The organism is Nocardia stercoris (genome assembly GCF_003696265.1).
Taxonomy (GTDB): domain Bacteria; phylum Actinomycetota; class Actinomycetes; order Mycobacteriales; family Mycobacteriaceae; genus Nocardia; species Nocardia stercoris.
On record NZ_RFFH01000014.1, the window covers coordinates 20,234 to 37,769 of the forward strand.

Sequence of the window (17,536 nt, forward strand, 5' to 3'; positions counted from 1 at the left end):
TACTCCGGTGGCCGCGCGGCCGCGGGACCGGTGGTGAGGCGAGCTGTGGAGAGCCAGTCGACGAGCGTCAACCGGCCCCGCGGCGGCGTGCTCGCGGGGATGTCGTTGCATCCCGATGTCCGGGCGGCCCTGCGCGCGGCGTGGGCGTTCTCCGCGCCCGAGCCGGTCGGCACCCGTGAGCTGCTGATCGCGCTCGCCGGTACCGATGTCACCGGCGAATGGGACCGGGTCTTCCCGGCCACCTTCGACGAGATCGATTCCACCCCGGAGGATCCCGAGCCCGCGACCGGGCGTTACTGCCGCCATGTCCCGGTGACCGATACCTGCGCCGTCGCGCTGGAGGTGGCCGGTGAACTGGGCACCCATTACGGGCTGCTCCCGCTGCCGGTGGGCCTGGTGGTCCTCGGCCTGGTCACCGATCGGTCCTCCGGTGCGTCTCAGCTGCTGGCCGCGGGCCGCTCCCGCGCGGATCTGCTGGGTGTGGTCCAGGCCGATCTGCTCCGCGCCGGGCTGCCGGGACTGTCCTTGGCGCTGCCGCAGGCGCTGCGCGCTGCCGGTGGTTACGCTCGGCCGGTGCGCCGCCCGGTCACGGCGACGCCGCTGCACGCGGTGTCGGTCGCCGCACCCGAGGAGTCGCGCAGCACCCGCACCTGGCGCTGGCTGGCCATGGCCCTGATTGTGGCGATCGTCGTGCTGGGCCTGATCACCGTGAGCCTGTATCTGTTCGGCCCGGCGCCGACACCGCCGGCGCCGCCGCCGGGACCGATGCCGACCGAGGGCGCCACGCTGGCGCTGGCGGGCCCGCACCTGCGCTGACGCAAACGAATCCGGCTGCACAGCAACCGGATTCGTCTACAGAGAACTCAGGCCGCCCGGACCTGTTCGCGCACTACGGGTTTCTTCTTGCTCTTGGCGAAGTTGTTCATGATCGGCAGGTCGATCCAGTGGTAGATCGCCCCGGCGAGCCCCACCGAGATCACCGCGCAGAGTGTCGCGAAGAACAACCAGCCCCAGAAGCCGTACGAGTGACCGCCGATCACGAACCGGGTCATGGCCACCATCACCGGATACTGGATCAGATAGAACGCGAACGAGATGTTGCCCAGCCAGATCAGTGGCCTGCTGGTGGTGATGCCCTTGATCCCGTTCAGGTCCCGCATCGCCAGGGTGGCGATCACCGCCGTGGTCGGCAGCAGTACCAGCGCGCCCATCTTGTAGTTCACCGGGGTGAAGAAGGTCGCCGCGAACGACAGCGCGAGGGCGAGCAGCGGCCACCAGATCTTGGTGTTCTTCCACTGACCTTCGAGCACCAGCCGTGCGGCGACGATGCCGAACCAGAACTCGGGCAGCCGGGTCAGCGGGAAGGTGTAGCTCAGGTAGTACGACAGCGGCGGCTGCATCACGTGCGGGTCGAGGTTGAACCACCGCTGGTCGGCGTGCGGCTCGAAGTGCGGAGAAACGTTGTCCGGCCGCACGAGCCGGGGCGCGAACTCGTTCGCGATGCCCTTCGGGCCGTCCACCCACAGGTAGTAGGAGGTGTGCAGCGCGATGACGAGCACGAAGATCACCGCCGCCGCCAGCACGAGCCGCTCGGTCGGGATCCGCCGCAGCACGAAGAACCACAGCGGGAAGGTCGCGTAGAACATGACTTCCGCGCACAGCGACCAGGACGGCACGTTCAGCCCGCCGACGAGCGTGGTGGCCGGTGACCAGGCGTGCACCAGGAACAGGTTCGGCAGCCAGACGTACAGCTTCGACCACGGGATACCGCCGGCCGCGGCGATGAAGGCCGCGAATCCGATGATGGCCGACGGGTAGATCTTGAGCACGCGGCGCCGGTAGTAGCCGCGAATGTAGCCGCGCAGGTCGTTACCCGGCCGGAAAGACCAATAGATGATGAACCCGGAGAGCACGAAGAAGAAGCTGACCGCGCAGGCGCCGAGCCCCATCGGGACGAAGAAGTCGATCTTGCGGAACAAGGCCGAATAGTCGAACGGATAGACCGGCAGGAACACCACGGCGTGCAACAGGTACGCGAAACACGCTGCCCACCATCGTGCTCCGGTGAGCGAGGGCAGACCGGGCCGACGGCGGTTGATCTCGGAGAAGTCCAGCTCGGGCTGGGCCGACGGCGCAGCGGTATCCGCCGCAATGGTCTGGGTCATCGAAATTCCTTCACTGCGGCTGACTGAGCGTGACGAGGTCGCCGGCGGCCGCACACGGCGGTCGCCGGCGAGTCACTCGGTCAGTATCCGGCCTTCGGCGCGAAGCCGGGGTCGTCCAGCACCGGCGGCGCGGGCTTGGCCGGTGCGGGGGCGGGCGCCTGCTGCGGCGCGGGGGCCGGGGCGGCCTGCTGCGGGGCGGGCGCCTGCGCGGGCGCCGGGGCCTCGGCGGGGGCCTGGGTCTCGGCCGGCGGCGGAGCGACCGGAGCCGAAGACGGGGCGAGCGCGGCAGTCGAGGTAGCCGCAGCGGTGGTGGAGGCGACCGCCGAGCTGGTCACCGCCGACGTGGTGGTGGTCGAGTCCGACGACGAGGATCCCCCGCCACAGGCGGCGACCGCCGCGAGGACGACCGCTCCACCCAGGACCGCGACACCCATCCGGACAACAGAACCGACGGTCCGAACACCGTGCTTCATAACACCTCAGAACTGAAAAGCCTACAAAAACGACAGGGCACCCACGTGCCGGGCGCTCACCCGAACGATGAGTACTTTGCCCGAGCCTGACGGACGCGGGCAACTCCAGAGCCGACACGACGCACTCCGGCACAACCCCGAGTGCCGGATCTGAAACTGGCGTGACCAACTCTTCCGCGCTGCACGATATCCGAACCGACCGGCCCGCGGGGTCCGAATTGCACGAAGTCGTGGCCGGGCGTTCCGGATCGAATCTGGTGCCTGACCACCCCAGACTCGCCACGCGACGCGAATTCATGGACGCCTGACCAGCTTTCGGCCACAATGGGGCGCGCCCGGTGCTCCGCCGGGTTACCGCTCAGTTCACCACCCGCCTACGACGCCGGGAGACCACATGCGCCCGCTCAGCCGCAGACAAGCCCTCACCCTCGCGGCCGGTGCCGCCGCCGCGGTCGCCGCCGCCGGCCCCGCCACCGCCCGGCCGCCGGCACCGCAAACCGTCGCGCCGCTGCCGGCCGGCTTCCGCTGGGGTGTGGCCAGCGCCGGCTTCCAGTGCGAGGGACACGCGCCCGACAGCAACTGGCTGCGCTACGCCGACCGCAACCCGGCCTTCGACCGGTACGGCGACTCGGTCGACTTCTTCGGCCGCTACCGCGACGACATCGCGCTCGCCGCCGGCCTCGGCGTCGGGGTGTACCGGATCAGCATCGAATGGGCGCGCGTGCAGCCGCGCCCCGGCGAGTGGGACGAGAACGGATTCGCCTTCTACGACCGCGTTCTCGACGCGATGGCCGCCGCCGGCCTGCAGCCGATGCTGACCCTCGATCACTGGGTGTACCCGGGCTGGGTGGCCGACTACGGCGGCTGGGCGAACCCGGCGATGGTCGATGACTGGCTCGCGCACGCTCGGGTCGTGGTGGACCGCTACGCGAGCCGTAATCCCCTGTGGGTCACCGTCAACGAGCCGTTCGGCTACATCATGAACGAGACCCGCAACGGCGGCGTGCCCGCGGCCTCGGTCCCGGCCATGCGGGACGGGATCATCGCCGTGCACAACGGCATCTACGACTACATCCACCAGGTGCAGCCCGGCGCCTGGGTCACCACCAACGTCCCGTTCATGGCAGGCGGCGCCGAACCCCTGATCAACACCACCGTCACCGACGCCGTCGCCGCGCGGATGGACTACGTCGGCATCGACTACTACTACGGCTTCACCCCGCAGCAGTTGCTGACGGTGTCCCCCGACGACCTGCAGCAGCTGTGGAACATGCCGCTGCAGCCCGAGGGCATCTACTACGCACTCGACTTCTACGCTAGGCGCTACCCGGGCAAGCCGCTGTACATCGTGGAGGGTGGCATCCCGACCCACGACGGCGCTCCCCGCGCCGACGGCATCACCCGCGCGGACGCCCTGCGCGACAGCGTGTACTGGATCCAGCGCGCCGTCGCCGACGGTATCCCGGTCGCCGGCTACAACTACTGGAGCCTCACCGACAACTACGAATGGGGCAGTTACGCACCACGATTCGGCCTGTACACGGTCGACGTCACGACCGACCCAACGCTGACCCGCCGCCCCACCGACGCGGTCGCCGCCTACACCGAGATCACCGCGGCCGGCGGCGTCCCCGCCGGCTACCGGCCCACGCTCGCGCCGGTCGCGTGTTCGATGTCGGAGACGCCGCAGAGCTGCCTGGACCCGGTCACGCTACCCGGCTGATCCGGCTGCCGGGCCACCAGTTGGCCCGGCCCAGCAGGCGCATCACCGCCGGCACCAGCACCAGCCGGACCAGCACCGCGTCCAGCCCGACCGCCGTGGCGATGGCGAGCCCGAACTGCTTCAGCTCCAAGACATCCGCGGTGAGCAGCGCGAGCAGGATGACCACCATGACGGCCGCCGCGGCGGTGATCGGGCGCGCGGTGTGCTCGAGACCCGCCGCGACCGCCTGCTGATTGCGTTCGCCCGCATCGACATCGGCGGCGTCCGGTGCCGCGGCCCGGTTCAGCCATTCCTCCCGGACCCGGCCGAGCAGGAACACCTCGTAGTCCATGGACAGCCCGAACAGCACCACGAAGACCGTGACCGGCAGATAGACCTGCACGAACCCGACCGGCGTGAAATGCAGCAGCCGCGCGCCGTGTCCCCACTGGAACACCGCCACCGCGAGACCCACCGAGGCGGCGGTGACCAGCAGGTTGATCAGCACCGCCTTGATCGGCAGCACCACACTGCGGAACGCCAAGGCCAGCAGCGCCAGTGACATCAGCACCACCAGGCCCACCACCCAGCCGGTCTTCGCCTTCGTCTCGGTGGCCAGATCCAGGAACTGCGCGGTGGCGCCGCCGACCGTGCTGTCGGCCGGAGCCGCGGCCCGCAGATCGCGCACGAGCGCGGTGGCGGCGGCCGAATCCGGTGCGACGGCGGGGATCACGGTCACCAGCGTCCGGCCGTCGGCCTGCACGGGGGTGATCGCCCAGACCCGTTCGTCGGCGCGGAAGCGGCCGACGAACCGGTCGGTGGCCTCGCGCCCCATCGAATCCTGCACTCCCCCAACGGGTCCGGTCACCACGATCTGCACCGGCCCCTGCAGGCCCGGTGTGAACTGTTGCGACAGTACGGTGTTCGCCCGCCCGGATTCGGTGCCGGCCAGCGCACTGCCACCCAGATCGAGCCCGTAGTGCATGCCGCCCAACGGAATCGAGGCCACACCCAGCACCGCCACGGCTACCACCGCGTAGCGCACCGGGCGCCGCATCACGTGCCGGCCCCAGCGCGTCCAGCGTCCGCTGACCTCCCGCGAGCCCAGCCGCGCGTCCACCGGAACTGCCCAGCTGGGCAGACTCCACGCGTTGACCCGCGGCCCGAGCACCGCGAGCAGGGCCGGCAGCGCGCTCAGCGCCACCACCAGCAGCGAGAGCACCGTGGCCGAGATACCGACCGAAATCTCGTGGAATACCGGCGAATCAACGACCAGCAGCGACGACAGGGTGATCATCACGATCAGCCCGGACACCGTGATCGTGCGCCCGGCGGTAGCCACCGCGACCCCGACGGCCCGCGCCACCCCGGCACGGTCGGAGCGGTCGGCGATGCCGGCCCGCGCCAGTTCCTCCCGGAACCGGCTCACCACGAACAGCGCATAGTCCAGCGCCACACCGGTTCCCAGCGTGGTGGCCACCGTGACCACCAGTGCGCTGAAGTTCATCACCGGCATCAGCGCGGCGATCACCCCGAAGGTGGTGAGCAGGCCGATCCCGGCCACCACCATCGGCAGTCCCGCCGCCACCACCGAGCCGAAGGCGGCCAGCAGCAGGACCAGCGCGATCGGGAGCCCGATCGCCTCCGCTCGCGCGGTGTCGGCCTTCTCGGTGGCGGCCAGATCGTCGGTGGCGGGCGAGTATCCGGTGGTCGCCACCTCGACACCCTGGGCGCTCTTGTCGGCCAAGGCATCCCGCACCGACAGCGCGTCACGGGCCCGCTGATGCGGGTCGGCGGAACGCAATTCGAGCACCGCGACGGCGGCGTGCCGGTCGGGCGCGATCGCCCGCGTGGCGAGCGGATTACCGAGCTCGAACGGGCTCTGCACACCCGCGACACCGTTCGCGTTCCGCGCCGCGCCCATCGCGGCGTCGACCACCTGCCGGTAGCCGGGATCGTCGACCGTGCGGTCGGCCGAGCTGAACACGATCAGGTCGACCTCCCCGCCCAGCGACCCGAAATGCTGCCGGACCAGGTCGGCCGCCCGCGCCGACTCCGAGTGCGACACCGAGATGTCGGCCGGGGGCAGGTAGGTGGCGATCGTGGAATAGCCTGCGGCACAGGCGATCAGCACTAGCAGCCAGATGCCGAGCACCACCCGGGCATGCCGGGCCACGAACTCGCCCCAGCGGTACCCGAGGGTCCGCCCGGTCACTGCCTCGATCTCGGTCGCGGTACTCACGCCCGTTCCTCGCTTCCTCCGGCGTACGCATGGCACGTCGAGTGCACCGGTTCGGCACACCGTTCGCTCACGCGTGCGCCTCGATCGGTTCCACGCGCCGGCCGGGCAGTTCACCGGCCTGCCACTGCTGCCACATCATGCGTCGGCGTGGCTTCCCGCTGGAGGTGCGCAAGATCATCGCGGGCGGTCCGGCGACTACGGTGACATCCACGGTGGTGCCGAATTCCTTGCGCAGCAACAGATATGTGTCCTGCGCCCAGGTACCGGGCGCGGTGGCCGCGAAGACCACGACACCGGGCCGGCCGGCCTCGGTGACGGCCACCGTCGCGAGTTTGCGGCGCGCGATGCCGGTCTCCGCGGCGATCCGGGTATCGAGGTCCTCGGCATAGACGCTGCGGCCGTTGACCTTCAGGCTGGTGCCCATCCGGCCCAGCACGTACAGGTCGCCGCCGTGGACGAAGCCGGCGTCGCCGGTCCACAGCCGCCCGTCGCGGAAGGTGTCGCAGTCGGAGTCGCCGCCGTGATAGCCGGCGGCCACCGAGCTGCCGGAGACGACGATCTCCCCGATGTGCCCGTCCGGCAGTGCCGTTGCGTCCTCGCCGCGGATCTCGACGCCGATACCGGTGTCCGGCGACGGCATCCCGTGCCCCGCGAGCCAATTGCCCGCGCCGTCGACATCGTCGAGTTCCGCCGTGGCGAGAATCGGTGCGGGCGCGCCGAATCGGACCGCTTGCGGGTCCAGTCGGACCAGCCGCTGTTCCTGTCCGTAGCTGCGGGTCGTGACCGCCACCGTGTTCTCGGCCAGCCCGTACGCCGGGTACACCACGTTCTCGGTCACCCCGGCCGATCGCACGAACTCGTCGAACCGGTGCAGTACCTCGGGGTCGACGTGCTCGGCGCCCACCACGACGGCCCTCATAGCGCTGAGGTCCAGGGTGGCCAGCCGGGCCGGTTTCACTCGCCGCACCACGTAGGCCAGGCCGAACGTGGGGCACGCGGCGTGCCGCGCCTTGCCCGGCGTGAAGCACTCCAGCCAGCGCGCCGGGTCCCGGACGAACTGGTCGGGCCGCATCAGCCACAGGTCCAACTGCCGCCCGATCGGGAACAGCAGGGCGCCGATCAGGCCCATATCGTGGTGCAACGGCAGCCAGGACGCGAAGCCGCCGTGGAAACCGATCCGGGCGAACTCGTCGAGCGCGCCGAAGTTGGCGGTCAGGTTGTCCCAGGTGACCCGCACGCCGCGCGGCGTGCCGGTCGATCCGGACGTGAACTGCAGCAGCGCCACGGCCGACTGTTCGGGGTCGGCGGGTAGCGGGCCGGCCGGCGCCTGCTCCAGTGCGTCGGGGGTGCTGATCACCGTCTCGATCCCGGCTCGTTCGACCGCGGTCGTGACCAGGGATTCGTACGCCGCGATCGTCAGCACGACCTTCGGCCGGGCCTGCACCAGGATGCCGCGCAGCAGCTCGACATAGGCGTCGGGCGCGTCGAACAGTGGCGGCGCCAGCGGCGCGATGGTCGCCCCGGCCGCCCACACCGCGTAGATGGCTGTCACCGAACGGATCTCGGTGGGCATGACCAGGCAGACGACGTCGTCGCGGCCCACGCCGAGACCCGCCAGGCCGGCGGCCGCGCGCAGCGCGGCGGCGGCGAGGTCGGGGTAGGAGGTCCGGATCCACTCGCCGTTGTCGGCGAGCAGGTGCATCCCGGCGTCGGCGCGCGGCGCGGCCAGCCACGCCGCCGGGCGCGGCGTCACCAGACCCCCGGCACCAGTCGCGCCGAAACCCGCTGGTACTCGGCGTATTCCGCGCCCAGCGCGCCGGCCAGCGCCTGCTCCTCGACCGCGATGCGCGGCAGATACCCGAGCACCGGGATCACGACCACCAGGACCACGCAGACCGGGTTCGCGGTCGCCAGGCCGACACCGAGGGTGGTCAGCAGCGCGCCCGTGTACGACGGGTGCCGCACCAGCCGGTACGGCCCGGAGGTGACCAGCCGGTGCTCGGTCTGGATCGTCACGACCGGCTGGAAGAAGGACCCCAGCGTGCGGACCGCCCACATCCGGAACCCGATGCCCGCCCACAACACCACGATGCCCAGCCAGAACCAGACGGCCGCGCCCGGTAGGCGCAGCGCGTGCAACGGGATCGCGACGGCGAGCGCCAGTGCCACCGAGCCGTAGACCGCGGCCAGCAACGGCCAGACGCTGCCCCGGTCCTGGTCGCTCCCCTCGGCCGACACGCTGCGGCCCTGCACGAAGATGAAGGTCTCGGCGGCCATCCAGCCCGCCAGCGACAACCAGAACACCACGGCGGCGAGGCCGGACGAATTTCCCAACACAGCCAGATCCCTTGGACTCAGACGTTACTGATCTCGAAGTGCAGCGGCCGGTCGGCCGACAGCGCCACCCGCTCGCCCGGGCCGACCCGGTCGATGGTCACGTTGACGTCGGCCGGCTGAGCCAGCAGACCCGAGAACGCTGCCAGCAGTGGATCGTTGCGATCCAGCCCGACGGTGAAGATCGAATAGCCCTCGGCGCGCAGCCAATTGCTGCCCGCCACCAGCAGCGCGCGCAGTGTGGCGGTGTCGCCGGGGTGCACGCACAGGTGAACGGCGTTGCGGTAGCGCAGTTCCCGGCCCGGAGCCGGCAGCTTCGCCACGCCGGTCACCGCGGCGAACAGGTTGAACAGCGGCACCAGTGGCCGCATCGCGGCCGAGTACTTCACCACCCGCATCTGTTTCATGGTGTGCTGATCCCACAGGCCCATGAAGCCCACGATCGCGTCGTCGCGGCGCCGACGCGCGACGAGATAGTCCGAGGGCGCCAAACCCGGTGCGACGGTGAGCCATTGCTCGAACCCGTCGTGGTCGAGCACCGCGGTGCCGTTGCGGCGGGGCGCGATCTGCTGCCACAGCGCGGCCATTTCCCGGAAGTCCGCGCGCACCGCGCGGTCGACCACGACCCGCTGATCGCGCTGCCGGCGCGGGAACAGCAGCGGCACACTCAGCGACCGCAGGCTGCCGGCCCGGCGCATCGGCGTCCCGCTCCCGGTCAGGGTGGTGAACATCCGCTCCACCGGCGTGTTGCCGTCCAGCACGGTGAGGATCTTCACGCCGTCGGCGCCCACCCATTCGGTGGCCACCTCGTGTGCCCAGCGCATCAGGCCGATGCCGATCCCGTCGCGCCGGAAGTCGGGGTGCACCTTCATGTCCCCGATGTAGGCGGCATAGGTGGGCTCGCCCTCGAGGTAGACGTGCTTGCGCGCCACCCCGATACACGCGATCGGGGTGCCGTCCGGGCCGTCCACGACGCCCACCCGCCACGGGTCGCCCTCGAGCCGGCTCAGCGCGAAGAACGACGGGTAGCGGTCCACGCACAGCGAGATGTCGCCGTCCATCGGGCAGACCGAGGCCAGGTCGGCCAGGATCGGGTCGTCGGCGGCGGCCGCCTCGCGCACGACGAGTTCGGTACCGGTCGAGGTCATCGGGACTCCGTCTCCTTCACGATGGGTGCAGAATCGGTCTTGACGGTGCACACCGCGAACCGGCGCTGTACCAGCGAACGGTCGGTGCGCATGAGGGTTTCGCCGTAGGCGCGGTCCTCGCGAACCGCGTCCTGCCACTGCGCGGGAACCTCGTTCCAGCCCAGGAAGTTGCGGAAGACCAGCCGCGCACCGGGTTTCGCGGTGCGCACGATCTCGGTGAACAGGTCGTCGATGGTGGCCGCGTCCAGCCATTCACAGATGTTGGACAGCGCGAAGCCCGCCACGCTGGAGTCGGGGAGGGTGCGCAGCTGGTCGGCGAACGAGCCGTCGACCAGTCGCAGCGCGTCGGGCCGGTGCTTGCCCACCAGATACGGTGGCAGGCCCTCGGGTTCGGCGGCCGGGTAGCTGCCCCGGATCAGGTAGTGCAGGAAGTAGTTGTCGCGCACCGGAAGTTCGGTGAGCGTGTACTCCACCACCTTGCGGAAGTGCTCGGCGAAGGCCACCTGGCCCAGCTGCGCGAAGAACACCGGGTCGTAGGTGCGGTTCATGGTGGCGCGGTTGAACATCAGGTCGAACATGCGTTGCCAGGCGCGGGTGTTCCAGCGAGTGTCGTAGAACTCGCGCTGACTGGCCACGTCGGGCAGGGCCAGCAGCTCCTCCATTCGCCGCTGCCGGTGCACGGTCGCCCGGAACAGCGGAAGTGCCGCGCGCGCGGCGCGTTCGGTGACACCGCAGCCGAGTACGCCGCGCGCGAGGGCCTTCGGGCGGGCGTCCCAGTAGCGGCGCGCGCCCAGCGACAGCTCCTCGCGCAGTTGCGCGTACTGTCGTTGCCGCAGCGCGGGATTGGCGTCGACGGCGCCCAGCATGGCGGCCGCGTCCTGCGGCCCCAGCGCGGCCAGCGCCGCGGACTTCAGTTCCACCAGGTGGTTCTGCGACCGGTTCAGGTCGACGGCGGTGACGTCGACGGCACCGGCCGCGATCAGCGACAGCGCGGTACAGCCGCCGGAGGACACGATCACGATCGGGCCGTCCAGGTGCCCGCGCAGCGCCTCGAGCTCGAGCCGCGGGTCCTCCCGGACCTGGGCGAAGAACAGCCGTTCGTCGACGGCGCCCGGTAGTTCGGTGCGGTTCAGCATTCGGCTGCGCCCGTCACTGCCGACTCCTGCGCCGAATCGTCTTGGGCAGCCACCGAATCCGGTTCCGGGGCGGCCGATCCCGACGCGGCAGCCGAGTCCCCACCGGCCCGCTCCGACTGCAGCAGGGTGACCAGGTCACCCAGCGTCTGCACGGTCCCGAGCTGGCTCTGGGTGAAGATGACGTCGAATTCCTCCTGGACGTCGATGATCATCTCCACCAGCGCGAAGCTGTCGCCGACCAGGTCGCGGACCTTGGTCTGCTCGGTCAGGGTGCCCGGGACGATCGGGAGCAACTGATGGATCCGCTCCGCGACATCGTCGAAGGTGATCTCGGGCAGCATGACGGTGTTCCTCCTGGGGTGGACGGTGGCGAGCGCCGGCTCGGTTGCGGCGAGGGCCACCGCCACCGTGGTGTACAGGCCCGCCCGGAAGTCCGAGCGGTAGCAGAAGCGCAGCCCCGGGCTACCGGGCTTGTGAGCGGTGCCGGTGGGCGCGGCGGGATCGTCGAGCCGGTAATCGGTCAGCAGCGCACCGGCATTGGCGGGATCGGCCTTGAACAGGGCCTCCTTGATCGTCCACAACCGCAGGTGCGCGGCGGGATCGGTGGCGGCGTCGAGCTCGCCGGGGCGCAGGAAGAACCGGGCGGTGCGCGGGTCGACCGCACGGGGTGCCTCGAGATCGATGCCGACTCCGGCGATCCGGTCGGTCGCGCCGACCGTGAGTGCGGCCGCCGACCGGATACCGCTGTGGCTCAACGACAATCGACGGTGCGGGAAGCTGAGCGCCGCGGTGTCGGATCCCAGGCCCGCGCACGCCGCGGCCAGTTTGAGCGCACGCCGCGAGTGCAGGAACTCGCGGCGCCGGGCGGCGGTAGGCAGGCCGGCGAACTGATCCCGTTCGCCCGCACTGAGATCCGCCGCCGTGACTGGCGCGGCGGCGGTGACCACCAGCACAGCGGTGGTGCTCACCGCTGACTCCGGATCTCGGATTGTTCGGCCAGGAACTCGGCGCGTTCACCGTATTCGGCGAGGGTCTCGGCGTAGATGTCCTTGTCGGCGGCGTCGAACCGGGCCAGCGTCTCGGAGATCCGGTCCGCGCCGTACTTGTCGCCCATCTCCTTGAGCGCCTGGTTGACGTAGGCGACGTGCCAGCGCTCGTCGATCATGATCTTCTCGATGGTCTCGCGCACCGCCGGATGGGTGGCCGGCATTCGCAGGTGCTGCCGGTACTGCGCGATGACCCGCTTCTCGAAGACCTGGGTGATGGCCATGACCTCCATGAGGTTGGCCGGGACACCGATGGCGTCGAGGTATCGGTCCTGGTAGCTGCGGCCGAGCTTGATCGGCAGGTGGTCCAGGCCGTCGATGCACTGGGTCCACCAGTTGGCGTGGTTGGCCTCGTCGGAGAAGTGGTGGGTGACATCGATCTGCAACGGCCCCCTGATGGTGCGCGCGATGCGGCCGAAGAACAGGGCGCCGTTGATCTCGGACGAGCGGTAGAAGCTGAGCAGCCACAGGTCGTTCTCGGTGATCGACGTACCGTTGCCGGTGATCCGGTTACCGGGCAGGGACATCGAGCCTCCTCTCGGTGAGCGGGCTTCTGCCCCAACGAGTTCCGGCCAGGTAGTGGCCGACGGACTCGATCAGCTCGATCGGGTCCGGTGCCCGGTAGCCGGGCCAGCGGGCACGTAATCCGGTGTTGTCGAACACCTTCGGCAGATACAGCTGTTCGGCGAACGGCGTGATCGAACCCAGCGCGTCGGCGATCGGGCCGCCGCGGATCACCGTCGCGGCCTCGACCAGATCGGCGAAGCTGTCCCGGCCCACCAGGACCGGTTCCAGCACCCGCCGCTTCCGGAAGCCCGGGTCGGCGGAGAAGGCCGCGTAGATCGGGTCGACGGCGGCACCCAGGGTGGTGCAGTCGGCGGCGTCGGGGCTGACGTGGTAGATACCCGCCGGCACCTCCGGCTTTAGCAGACTGCGCACCGCGTCCACCACGAATTCCGCTGTGGCCAGGCTCAATACGGTGGCCGCATCGCCGGGCAGCAGCGACATCAGGCCGTAGAAGTAGAGCTTGAGCGTGTTGTGGAAGGCGTTGTACTGAGTGACCGTGCCGCTGTCGTCGTCGGCGATCACGGTGGGCAGCCGGGCGATCACCACCGGCGGCGCGCCCGGGGCCAGCAGTTGCTGTTCGGCCGCCCACTTGGACCATTCGTAGTGGTTGACGAAGCTCGCGCCGTCGCCCGGACGTTCCAGCACGGTCCCGGTGGTGGCACCGACCGCGTACAGCGTGGACAGGGCGACGAACCGGGTGAGATCCGGGCAGGTGGCGGCGAAGTCGCGGACCCGGATGGTGCCGTCCACGTTCACCGCCTGCGCGGTGTCCCGGTCGACGGTGAAGCTGGTCTTCGCCGCGGCGTGCACGATGCGGCCGATGCCGGCCGGATCGATCCCCGCGAACGGGTCGGGAGTGCTCAGGTCGACGGCTCGAACCGTCACCCGGCTGTCCGCCCAGCCGCAGGCCTGCCGTTTGGCCGCCAGTTCCGCGGGACCGTCGGCCCGCACCGCGAGGATCAGCGGCTCGGATGTGGTCTCCAGCAGGGCGGACACCAGGCGCCGGCCGATGTATCCGTCGGCGCCGGTGACGAGCGTGGCGTTCACAACGCTCACCAGCCCAGCATCCGGGAACGCACGTCGAGTGCCGCCTGGGTCAGGTCCGGCCACTCCTGCGCGTCGGTGCCGTGCGTGTCGAGCAACGCGTAGAGCCAGCGTTCGGTGCCGAAGGCCAGGCAGGCGCTGTGCGCCGGTGTCCCGCCGACCTCGATGTCCATGAGTTCACCGAAGTGCTCGAAGTGCCGGTTCACCGAGGCGATGGCGAGGTCGCCGTAGCGGCCCTCGATCTTGAGCGGCTGGATCTTCTGCAGCAGATAGCGCGGATCGGTCTCGGGCCGGAAGAACGGATCGGTGGCCGGCTCCCAGCCGATCGGCAGCCCGAGGTGCTCGGCGAACTCCGACACCACCACGCGGGCCCGGTCGGCGAACGCGGTCGCGTTGGATTCACTACCCAGACAGACGATTTCGCGCATGGTGAAGGACCACTGCCGCCGCAGCGGCCGGTAGTGGTCCTCGCGCCGGAAGCAGGTGTTGCGGGTGGTGAGGTAGCGCGGTCCGTCGAGCCGTTCACCGCGATGCGCGCCGTAGATGTGGTAGCAGGCGGCGGGAGTCAGGATCTCCTGGATCGGTGCCAGCCGCGCACCGGTCACCCCGTCCGCGGTCACCATCGGCCCGGCCCGGAACCCGTCCAGGTTCGCGGGCGAACCATCGAGGGCGACAGCGAAACTCACCTGATGCGGGAACGACCGCAGATAGCCGAGCTCGTGCATCCGCGCGGCCGGAATGGTCGCCGGATGCTGTTCGGGCTCGGCCTGCCACAGATCACCGAGGATCGCGAAGGCCCGGTCCAGCTCGGTGGCCAACCGCAGCACCGGGCCGGTCAGCGACGCCTGCCCGGATTCGTGCCAGCGCAGCCCGGCCGCGGTCAGCGCGTCGAGTTGGGTGCCGGAGGCGGTCATCGCGCACGCTCCGCGGTGCCGAAGCGGGTGACGAGCGTGTCGATATCGCGAAAGTCCGTGGGGCGCAGGTCGTCGATGTCGATGGACGCGCCGCGCAGCCGCTCCAGCAACAGCAGCAGCTCGGGCACGTGGATCGAGCGGATGTAGCGGCGCTCGAAAAGTGGTGTCGTGTCGGACAATTCGTCTGCGGGCAGATCGGGTGCCTTGCTCAGCACCCAGGCCCGCAGTTCGGCGCGAATGGCTGATCCTGAATCGGTCACAGCTGAACTTCCTTCGTCACGATGTCGTGGGTTCGCAGATAGGCGAGGCAGCGGGCAGTCAGCGCGGCGCGGCGCGCGGCCTGCTCGGGTGCCTGCCAGGCGTCGTCGGCGACCTGCCAGGGGTCGGCGAAACCACTGTCGGCGTATACGTCCGGGTTGTAGTACTCGCGCCACGACGTGGTCAGGAAGGTGGCCAGTTCGTCGCGCACCCCCGCAACCGTGTCGTCGTCCCAGCCGGGCGCGGCGGCATGCCACAGCGCGGCGGTGACCTCCCGCCCGAACACCAGGTGCCGGGTCTCCTCCCGGTGGTGGTTGTCGTTGATGAACCGGGCCAGCGGGTGCAGCCGCTCGTCGCGGGCCTGGATGCGGTTGAGCTCGTCGACGATCTCCTCGAAGATCATGGTCTTGGCGAAGAACAGGAAGTCCGCGACGTCGCGGGGCAGATCGCCGCCGAAGTGCAGGTTGCGGCTGGGGTAGATCCGCGCGTAGCGGGTGCAGAAGCCACCGAAGTAGATGCTGTGCTTGTTCTCCTCGTCGAGGAAGTGGTGCAGATAGCCGGTGACCTCGAGCAGGTCCTTGCGGTAGAGCCGGGCGGCGAGGCCGTTCATCAGGCTCTTCTCACCGTGGATGTTGAGGCTGTAGAAGTTGGCTGCCTCGTGGAACAGCAGCCGGCAGCGCTGCGGTTCGCTCAGTTCCGCCCAGTAGGGCGTGCCGAACAGGCTGGAGTGCTCGGGCACCCCGAACCAATCGCGTTCGGGGTCCACCGTTTCGGGCCACTCGACCGCGGTGTAGGGGTTCTGGTACGTCCGTTCCGAGACCAGGCTCAGGCGCTGCGACGTCTCGGCGGCGTGCGACAGCGCCTCGCGTAATGCGGCCATCAGCAGACCTCCAGGATCAAGCATTGCCAGTTCAGGCCGAATCCGGCCATCACCAACGCGATCCGCTGTCCGGACGCGAGTTTGCCGGATTCGTTCAGGGCGACCAGGTTGATCACGTTGTCGGCCGAGATGACGTGCCCGACTTCGGCGATCGACGGCGACCAGATCCGGTCGGCGTCGATGTTCAGCAGCCGGGCCAGGATTCGCCAGGCGCGCTCGTTGGTGTTCTGGGTGACCACCCAGTCCAGGTCCGCGGCGTGCATTCCGGCACGGTCCAGGGTCTCGGCGACCAGCCGCCGGGTGTAGGAGAAGTAGGTGCCGACCGTCTCGTCGTCACCGGCGGTGGCGAGGCCGCCGTTGGTGATCTGATGTGCGGCCAGGTATCTGAATCCGCTGGGTACCCGGGAGACCACGCAGGCCGCGGCGCCGTCGGAGATCAGGTTGTAGGCCTGTTCGTAGCGCGCGCCGGGCGGGAATCGGTCCGACGAGACGCACAGCACCCGGTCCCAGTCCGGTTCGGCGCGCAACAACGCGGCGGCCAGCCGGACCGAGCCGAGCATCGAGGTGCAGGCCTGCTGGCCCAGGCCGAGCACCACCGCGTCGTCCAGCTCGTAGTCCGACTGCAGGCGGCTGCCGGGAAAGTCCATGAGGTACTTGACGTCCCGGGTGCGTTCCCAGTCGGCGGTGGCGCCGACGTTGGCGTTGAGCGGCAGGCACGTCGCATAGACGATCGCGGCGGTGCCGGCGAGCTGCCCGGCGGCGGCGATCGGCGCGACGGCCTTGCCGGCCAGGTCGTAGGGGCTCTCGTCGTCGGAGCACCGGTGGTGCCACTCGAATCCGGCGTATCGCAGGTCCTCGGCCGACGACACCAGCCGGTCGGCCGCCACCGATTCGTCGAGATTCGTTCGACACCCACCCAAAGCGAACGACAACGAATCCAGATATACCTCACCCACGTCTGCCTCGATCACCCGGTCGTACCGTTCCCCACCCCGACTCGAGTGAGCCTAGGTTGCTGCGGGGCGCTCGTGAAGGCCCAGCGAACCGATCGCACACATTTCTGCATGCGAAACGAAACCCCGTGTCGCCGTTTGTGATACACGACAACTCCGCGCAGTCCGTCCCGAACTATAGCGGCGCGGTGCCACCGAGTCTCGAAATCCCGACAATTGCGACACGAATCTCGCATCGGACCGCCGTGCGCGGCGGACGGATCCGGCTTTCGCCGGTGCCGCACCCCCGGCGCGACGGACCCGAGCGCATGGGCCGCCCACGAGAAACCCCCGTCGCGACGCTCCGGCCGGAATTCCCGAGGTATGACAACGGCGTAACCGCCTTGAAAATGAATGTGAACAAATTCTGCCGAGACCGTCGAACCGCCCGAAGTCGGCCGCTGCGACAAGAATTCACCACCGCGCCACAGTCGAATACTTGTTCCGCCGAATGTGGTCGAACTCACCGAGCCGAGCACAGTTCTGCGATCCGGCTCCGCGAGCGGAACTCTCGGGCCCAGACCCGGTCTCCACCAGCGGATTCGAATCCACCCCGCACGCACCGGAACACGATTCTCATTTCCACCGGACGCAGCCCGTCGCTGACGAATGCTCACCGCCCGATCGCATTTACT

The 17,536-nt window shown here is 69.6% G+C and carries 16 protein-coding genes; 2 read left to right on the plus strand and 14 right to left on the minus strand.

Going from position 1 to position 17,536, the window contains the following annotated elements; genetic code table 11:
- Nucleotides 1-45: 45 nt before the first annotated feature.
- Nucleotides 46-816 carry a hypothetical protein gene (locus EBN03_RS25430; protein WP_122190665.1) on the plus strand — a complete coding sequence of 257 codons (771 nt, stop codon included), beginning with the start codon at nucleotides 46-48 and terminating at the stop codon, nucleotides 814-816.
- A 47-nt stretch (nucleotides 817-863) separates the two neighbouring features.
- Here the strand turns inward: EBN03_RS25430 and EBN03_RS25435 are convergent, their stop codons facing one another.
- Together EBN03_RS25435 and EBN03_RS25440 are read right to left on the minus strand one after the other, a co-directional pair.
- Nucleotides 864-2,165, minus strand: coding sequence for an acyltransferase family protein (locus tag EBN03_RS25435; RefSeq protein WP_122190666.1), 1,302 nt, complete (start codon nucleotides 2,163-2,165; stop codon nucleotides 864-866).
- A gap of 80 nt (nucleotides 2,166-2,245) precedes the next feature.
- Entirely contained in the window at nucleotides 2,246-2,638 is a 393-nt protein-coding gene (locus tag EBN03_RS25440; protein WP_147471696.1) for a hypothetical protein, read from the minus strand.
- Between the two features lie 394 nt (nucleotides 2,639-3,032).
- On the opposite strand from EBN03_RS25440, the gene EBN03_RS25445 reads away from it, so the two are divergent.
- Nucleotides 3,033-4,361 (plus strand): family 1 glycosylhydrolase, encoded by a 1,329-nt coding sequence (locus tag EBN03_RS25445; RefSeq protein WP_122190668.1) that lies wholly within the window; start codon nucleotides 3,033-3,035, stop codon nucleotides 4,359-4,361.
- Here the strand turns inward: EBN03_RS25445 and EBN03_RS25450 are convergent.
- The 12 genes from EBN03_RS25450 to EBN03_RS25500 form a co-directional block, all read right to left on the minus strand.
- Nucleotides 4,345-6,582 carry an MMPL family transporter gene (locus EBN03_RS25450; protein ID WP_233608631.1) on the minus strand — a complete coding sequence of 746 codons (2,238 nt, stop codon included), beginning with the start codon at nucleotides 6,580-6,582 and terminating at the stop codon, nucleotides 4,345-4,347. The two genes, EBN03_RS25445 and EBN03_RS25450, sit on opposite strands and share 17 nt — an antisense overlap.
- A 67-nt stretch (nucleotides 6,583-6,649) precedes the next feature.
- A complete protein-coding gene (locus EBN03_RS25455) occupies nucleotides 6,650-8,335 on the minus strand; it encodes an AMP-binding protein (protein WP_122190669.1) in 1,686 nt (561 codons plus the stop codon).
- A complete protein-coding gene (locus tag EBN03_RS25460; RefSeq protein WP_122190670.1) occupies nucleotides 8,332-8,919 on the minus strand; it encodes a methyltransferase family protein in 588 nt (195 codons plus the stop codon). The genes EBN03_RS25455 and EBN03_RS25460 overlap by 4 nt, the downstream gene beginning before the upstream one ends.
- 17 nt (nucleotides 8,920-8,936) lie before the next feature.
- Nucleotides 8,937-10,064: a GNAT family N-acetyltransferase gene (locus EBN03_RS25465; RefSeq protein ID WP_122190671.1), complete on the minus strand. Its 1,128-nt coding sequence runs from the start codon at nucleotides 10,062-10,064 to the stop codon at nucleotides 8,937-8,939.
- On the minus strand, nucleotides 10,061-11,200 hold the full coding sequence (locus EBN03_RS25470; RefSeq protein ID WP_122190672.1) for a DUF3419 family protein: 1,140 nt from the start codon (nucleotides 11,198-11,200) through the stop codon (nucleotides 10,061-10,063). The genes EBN03_RS25465 and EBN03_RS25470 overlap by 4 nt, the downstream gene beginning before the upstream one ends.
- The gene (locus tag EBN03_RS25475) at nucleotides 11,194-12,168 is read right to left on the minus strand and encodes a 4'-phosphopantetheinyl transferase superfamily protein (protein ID WP_122190673.1); all 975 of its coding nucleotides are present in this window, start codon (nucleotides 12,166-12,168) and stop codon (nucleotides 11,194-11,196) included. The genes EBN03_RS25470 and EBN03_RS25475 overlap by 7 nt, the downstream gene beginning before the upstream one ends.
- Nucleotides 12,165-12,773: a ferritin-like domain-containing protein gene (locus EBN03_RS25480; protein WP_122190674.1), complete on the minus strand. Its 609-nt coding sequence runs from the start codon at nucleotides 12,771-12,773 to the stop codon at nucleotides 12,165-12,167. The genes EBN03_RS25475 and EBN03_RS25480 overlap by 4 nt, the downstream gene beginning before the upstream one ends.
- A complete protein-coding gene (locus EBN03_RS25485) occupies nucleotides 12,757-13,869 on the minus strand; it encodes an SDR family oxidoreductase (RefSeq protein WP_158675737.1) in 1,113 nt (370 codons plus the stop codon). Before EBN03_RS25485 ends, EBN03_RS25480 begins: the two co-directional genes overlap by 17 nt.
- Nucleotides 13,866-14,771 (minus strand): class-II aminoacyl-tRNA synthetase family protein, encoded by a 906-nt coding sequence (locus EBN03_RS34310; RefSeq protein WP_158675738.1) that lies wholly within the window; start codon nucleotides 14,769-14,771, stop codon nucleotides 13,866-13,868. The genes EBN03_RS25485 and EBN03_RS34310 overlap by 4 nt, the downstream gene beginning before the upstream one ends.
- Nucleotides 14,768-15,031, minus strand: coding sequence for a hypothetical protein (locus EBN03_RS25490; RefSeq protein WP_122190676.1), 264 nt, complete (start codon nucleotides 15,029-15,031; stop codon nucleotides 14,768-14,770). Before EBN03_RS25490 ends, EBN03_RS34310 begins: the two co-directional genes overlap by 4 nt.
- On the minus strand, nucleotides 15,028-15,933 hold the full coding sequence (locus tag EBN03_RS25495; protein WP_122190677.1) for a diiron oxygenase: 906 nt from the start codon (nucleotides 15,931-15,933) through the stop codon (nucleotides 15,028-15,030). The genes EBN03_RS25490 and EBN03_RS25495 overlap by 4 nt, the downstream gene beginning before the upstream one ends.
- A complete protein-coding gene (locus EBN03_RS25500) occupies nucleotides 15,909-16,880 on the minus strand; it encodes a 3-oxoacyl-[acyl-carrier-protein] synthase III C-terminal domain-containing protein (protein ID WP_122190678.1) in 972 nt (323 codons plus the stop codon). The genes EBN03_RS25495 and EBN03_RS25500 overlap by 25 nt, the downstream gene beginning before the upstream one ends.
- Nucleotides 16,881-17,536 lie beyond the last annotated feature (656 nt).

What these genes read in the sequence shown, in the direction of transcription:
- EBN03_RS25470 (WP_122190672.1), bottom strand. Translation starts at nt 11,200, where the DNA reads ATGCTGAACCGCACCGAACTACCGGGCGCCGTCGACGAACGGCTGTTC.
- EBN03_RS25480 (WP_122190674.1), bottom strand. Translation starts at nt 12,773, where the DNA reads ATGTCCCTGCCCGGTAACCGGATCACCGGCAACGGTACGTCGATCACC.
- EBN03_RS25440 (WP_147471696.1), bottom strand. Translation starts at nt 2,638, where the DNA reads ATGAAGCACGGTGTTCGGACCGTCGGTTCTGTTGTCCGGATGGGTGTC.
- EBN03_RS25495 (WP_122190677.1), bottom strand. Translation starts at nt 15,933, where the DNA reads ATGCTTGATCCTGGAGGTCTGCTGATGGCCGCATTACGCGAGGCGCTG.
- EBN03_RS25435 (WP_122190666.1), bottom strand. Translation starts at nt 2,165, where the DNA reads ATGACCCAGACCATTGCGGCGGATACCGCTGCGCCGTCGGCCCAGCCC.
- EBN03_RS25465 (WP_122190671.1), bottom strand. Translation starts at nt 10,064, where the DNA reads ATGACCTCGACCGGTACCGAACTCGTCGTGCGCGAGGCGGCCGCCGCC.
- EBN03_RS34310 (WP_158675738.1), bottom strand. Translation starts at nt 14,771, where the DNA reads ATGACCGCCTCCGGCACCCAACTCGACGCGCTGACCGCGGCCGGGCTG.
- EBN03_RS25445 (WP_122190668.1), top strand. Translation starts at nt 3,033, where the DNA reads ATGCGCCCGCTCAGCCGCAGACAAGCCCTCACCCTCGCGGCCGGTGCC.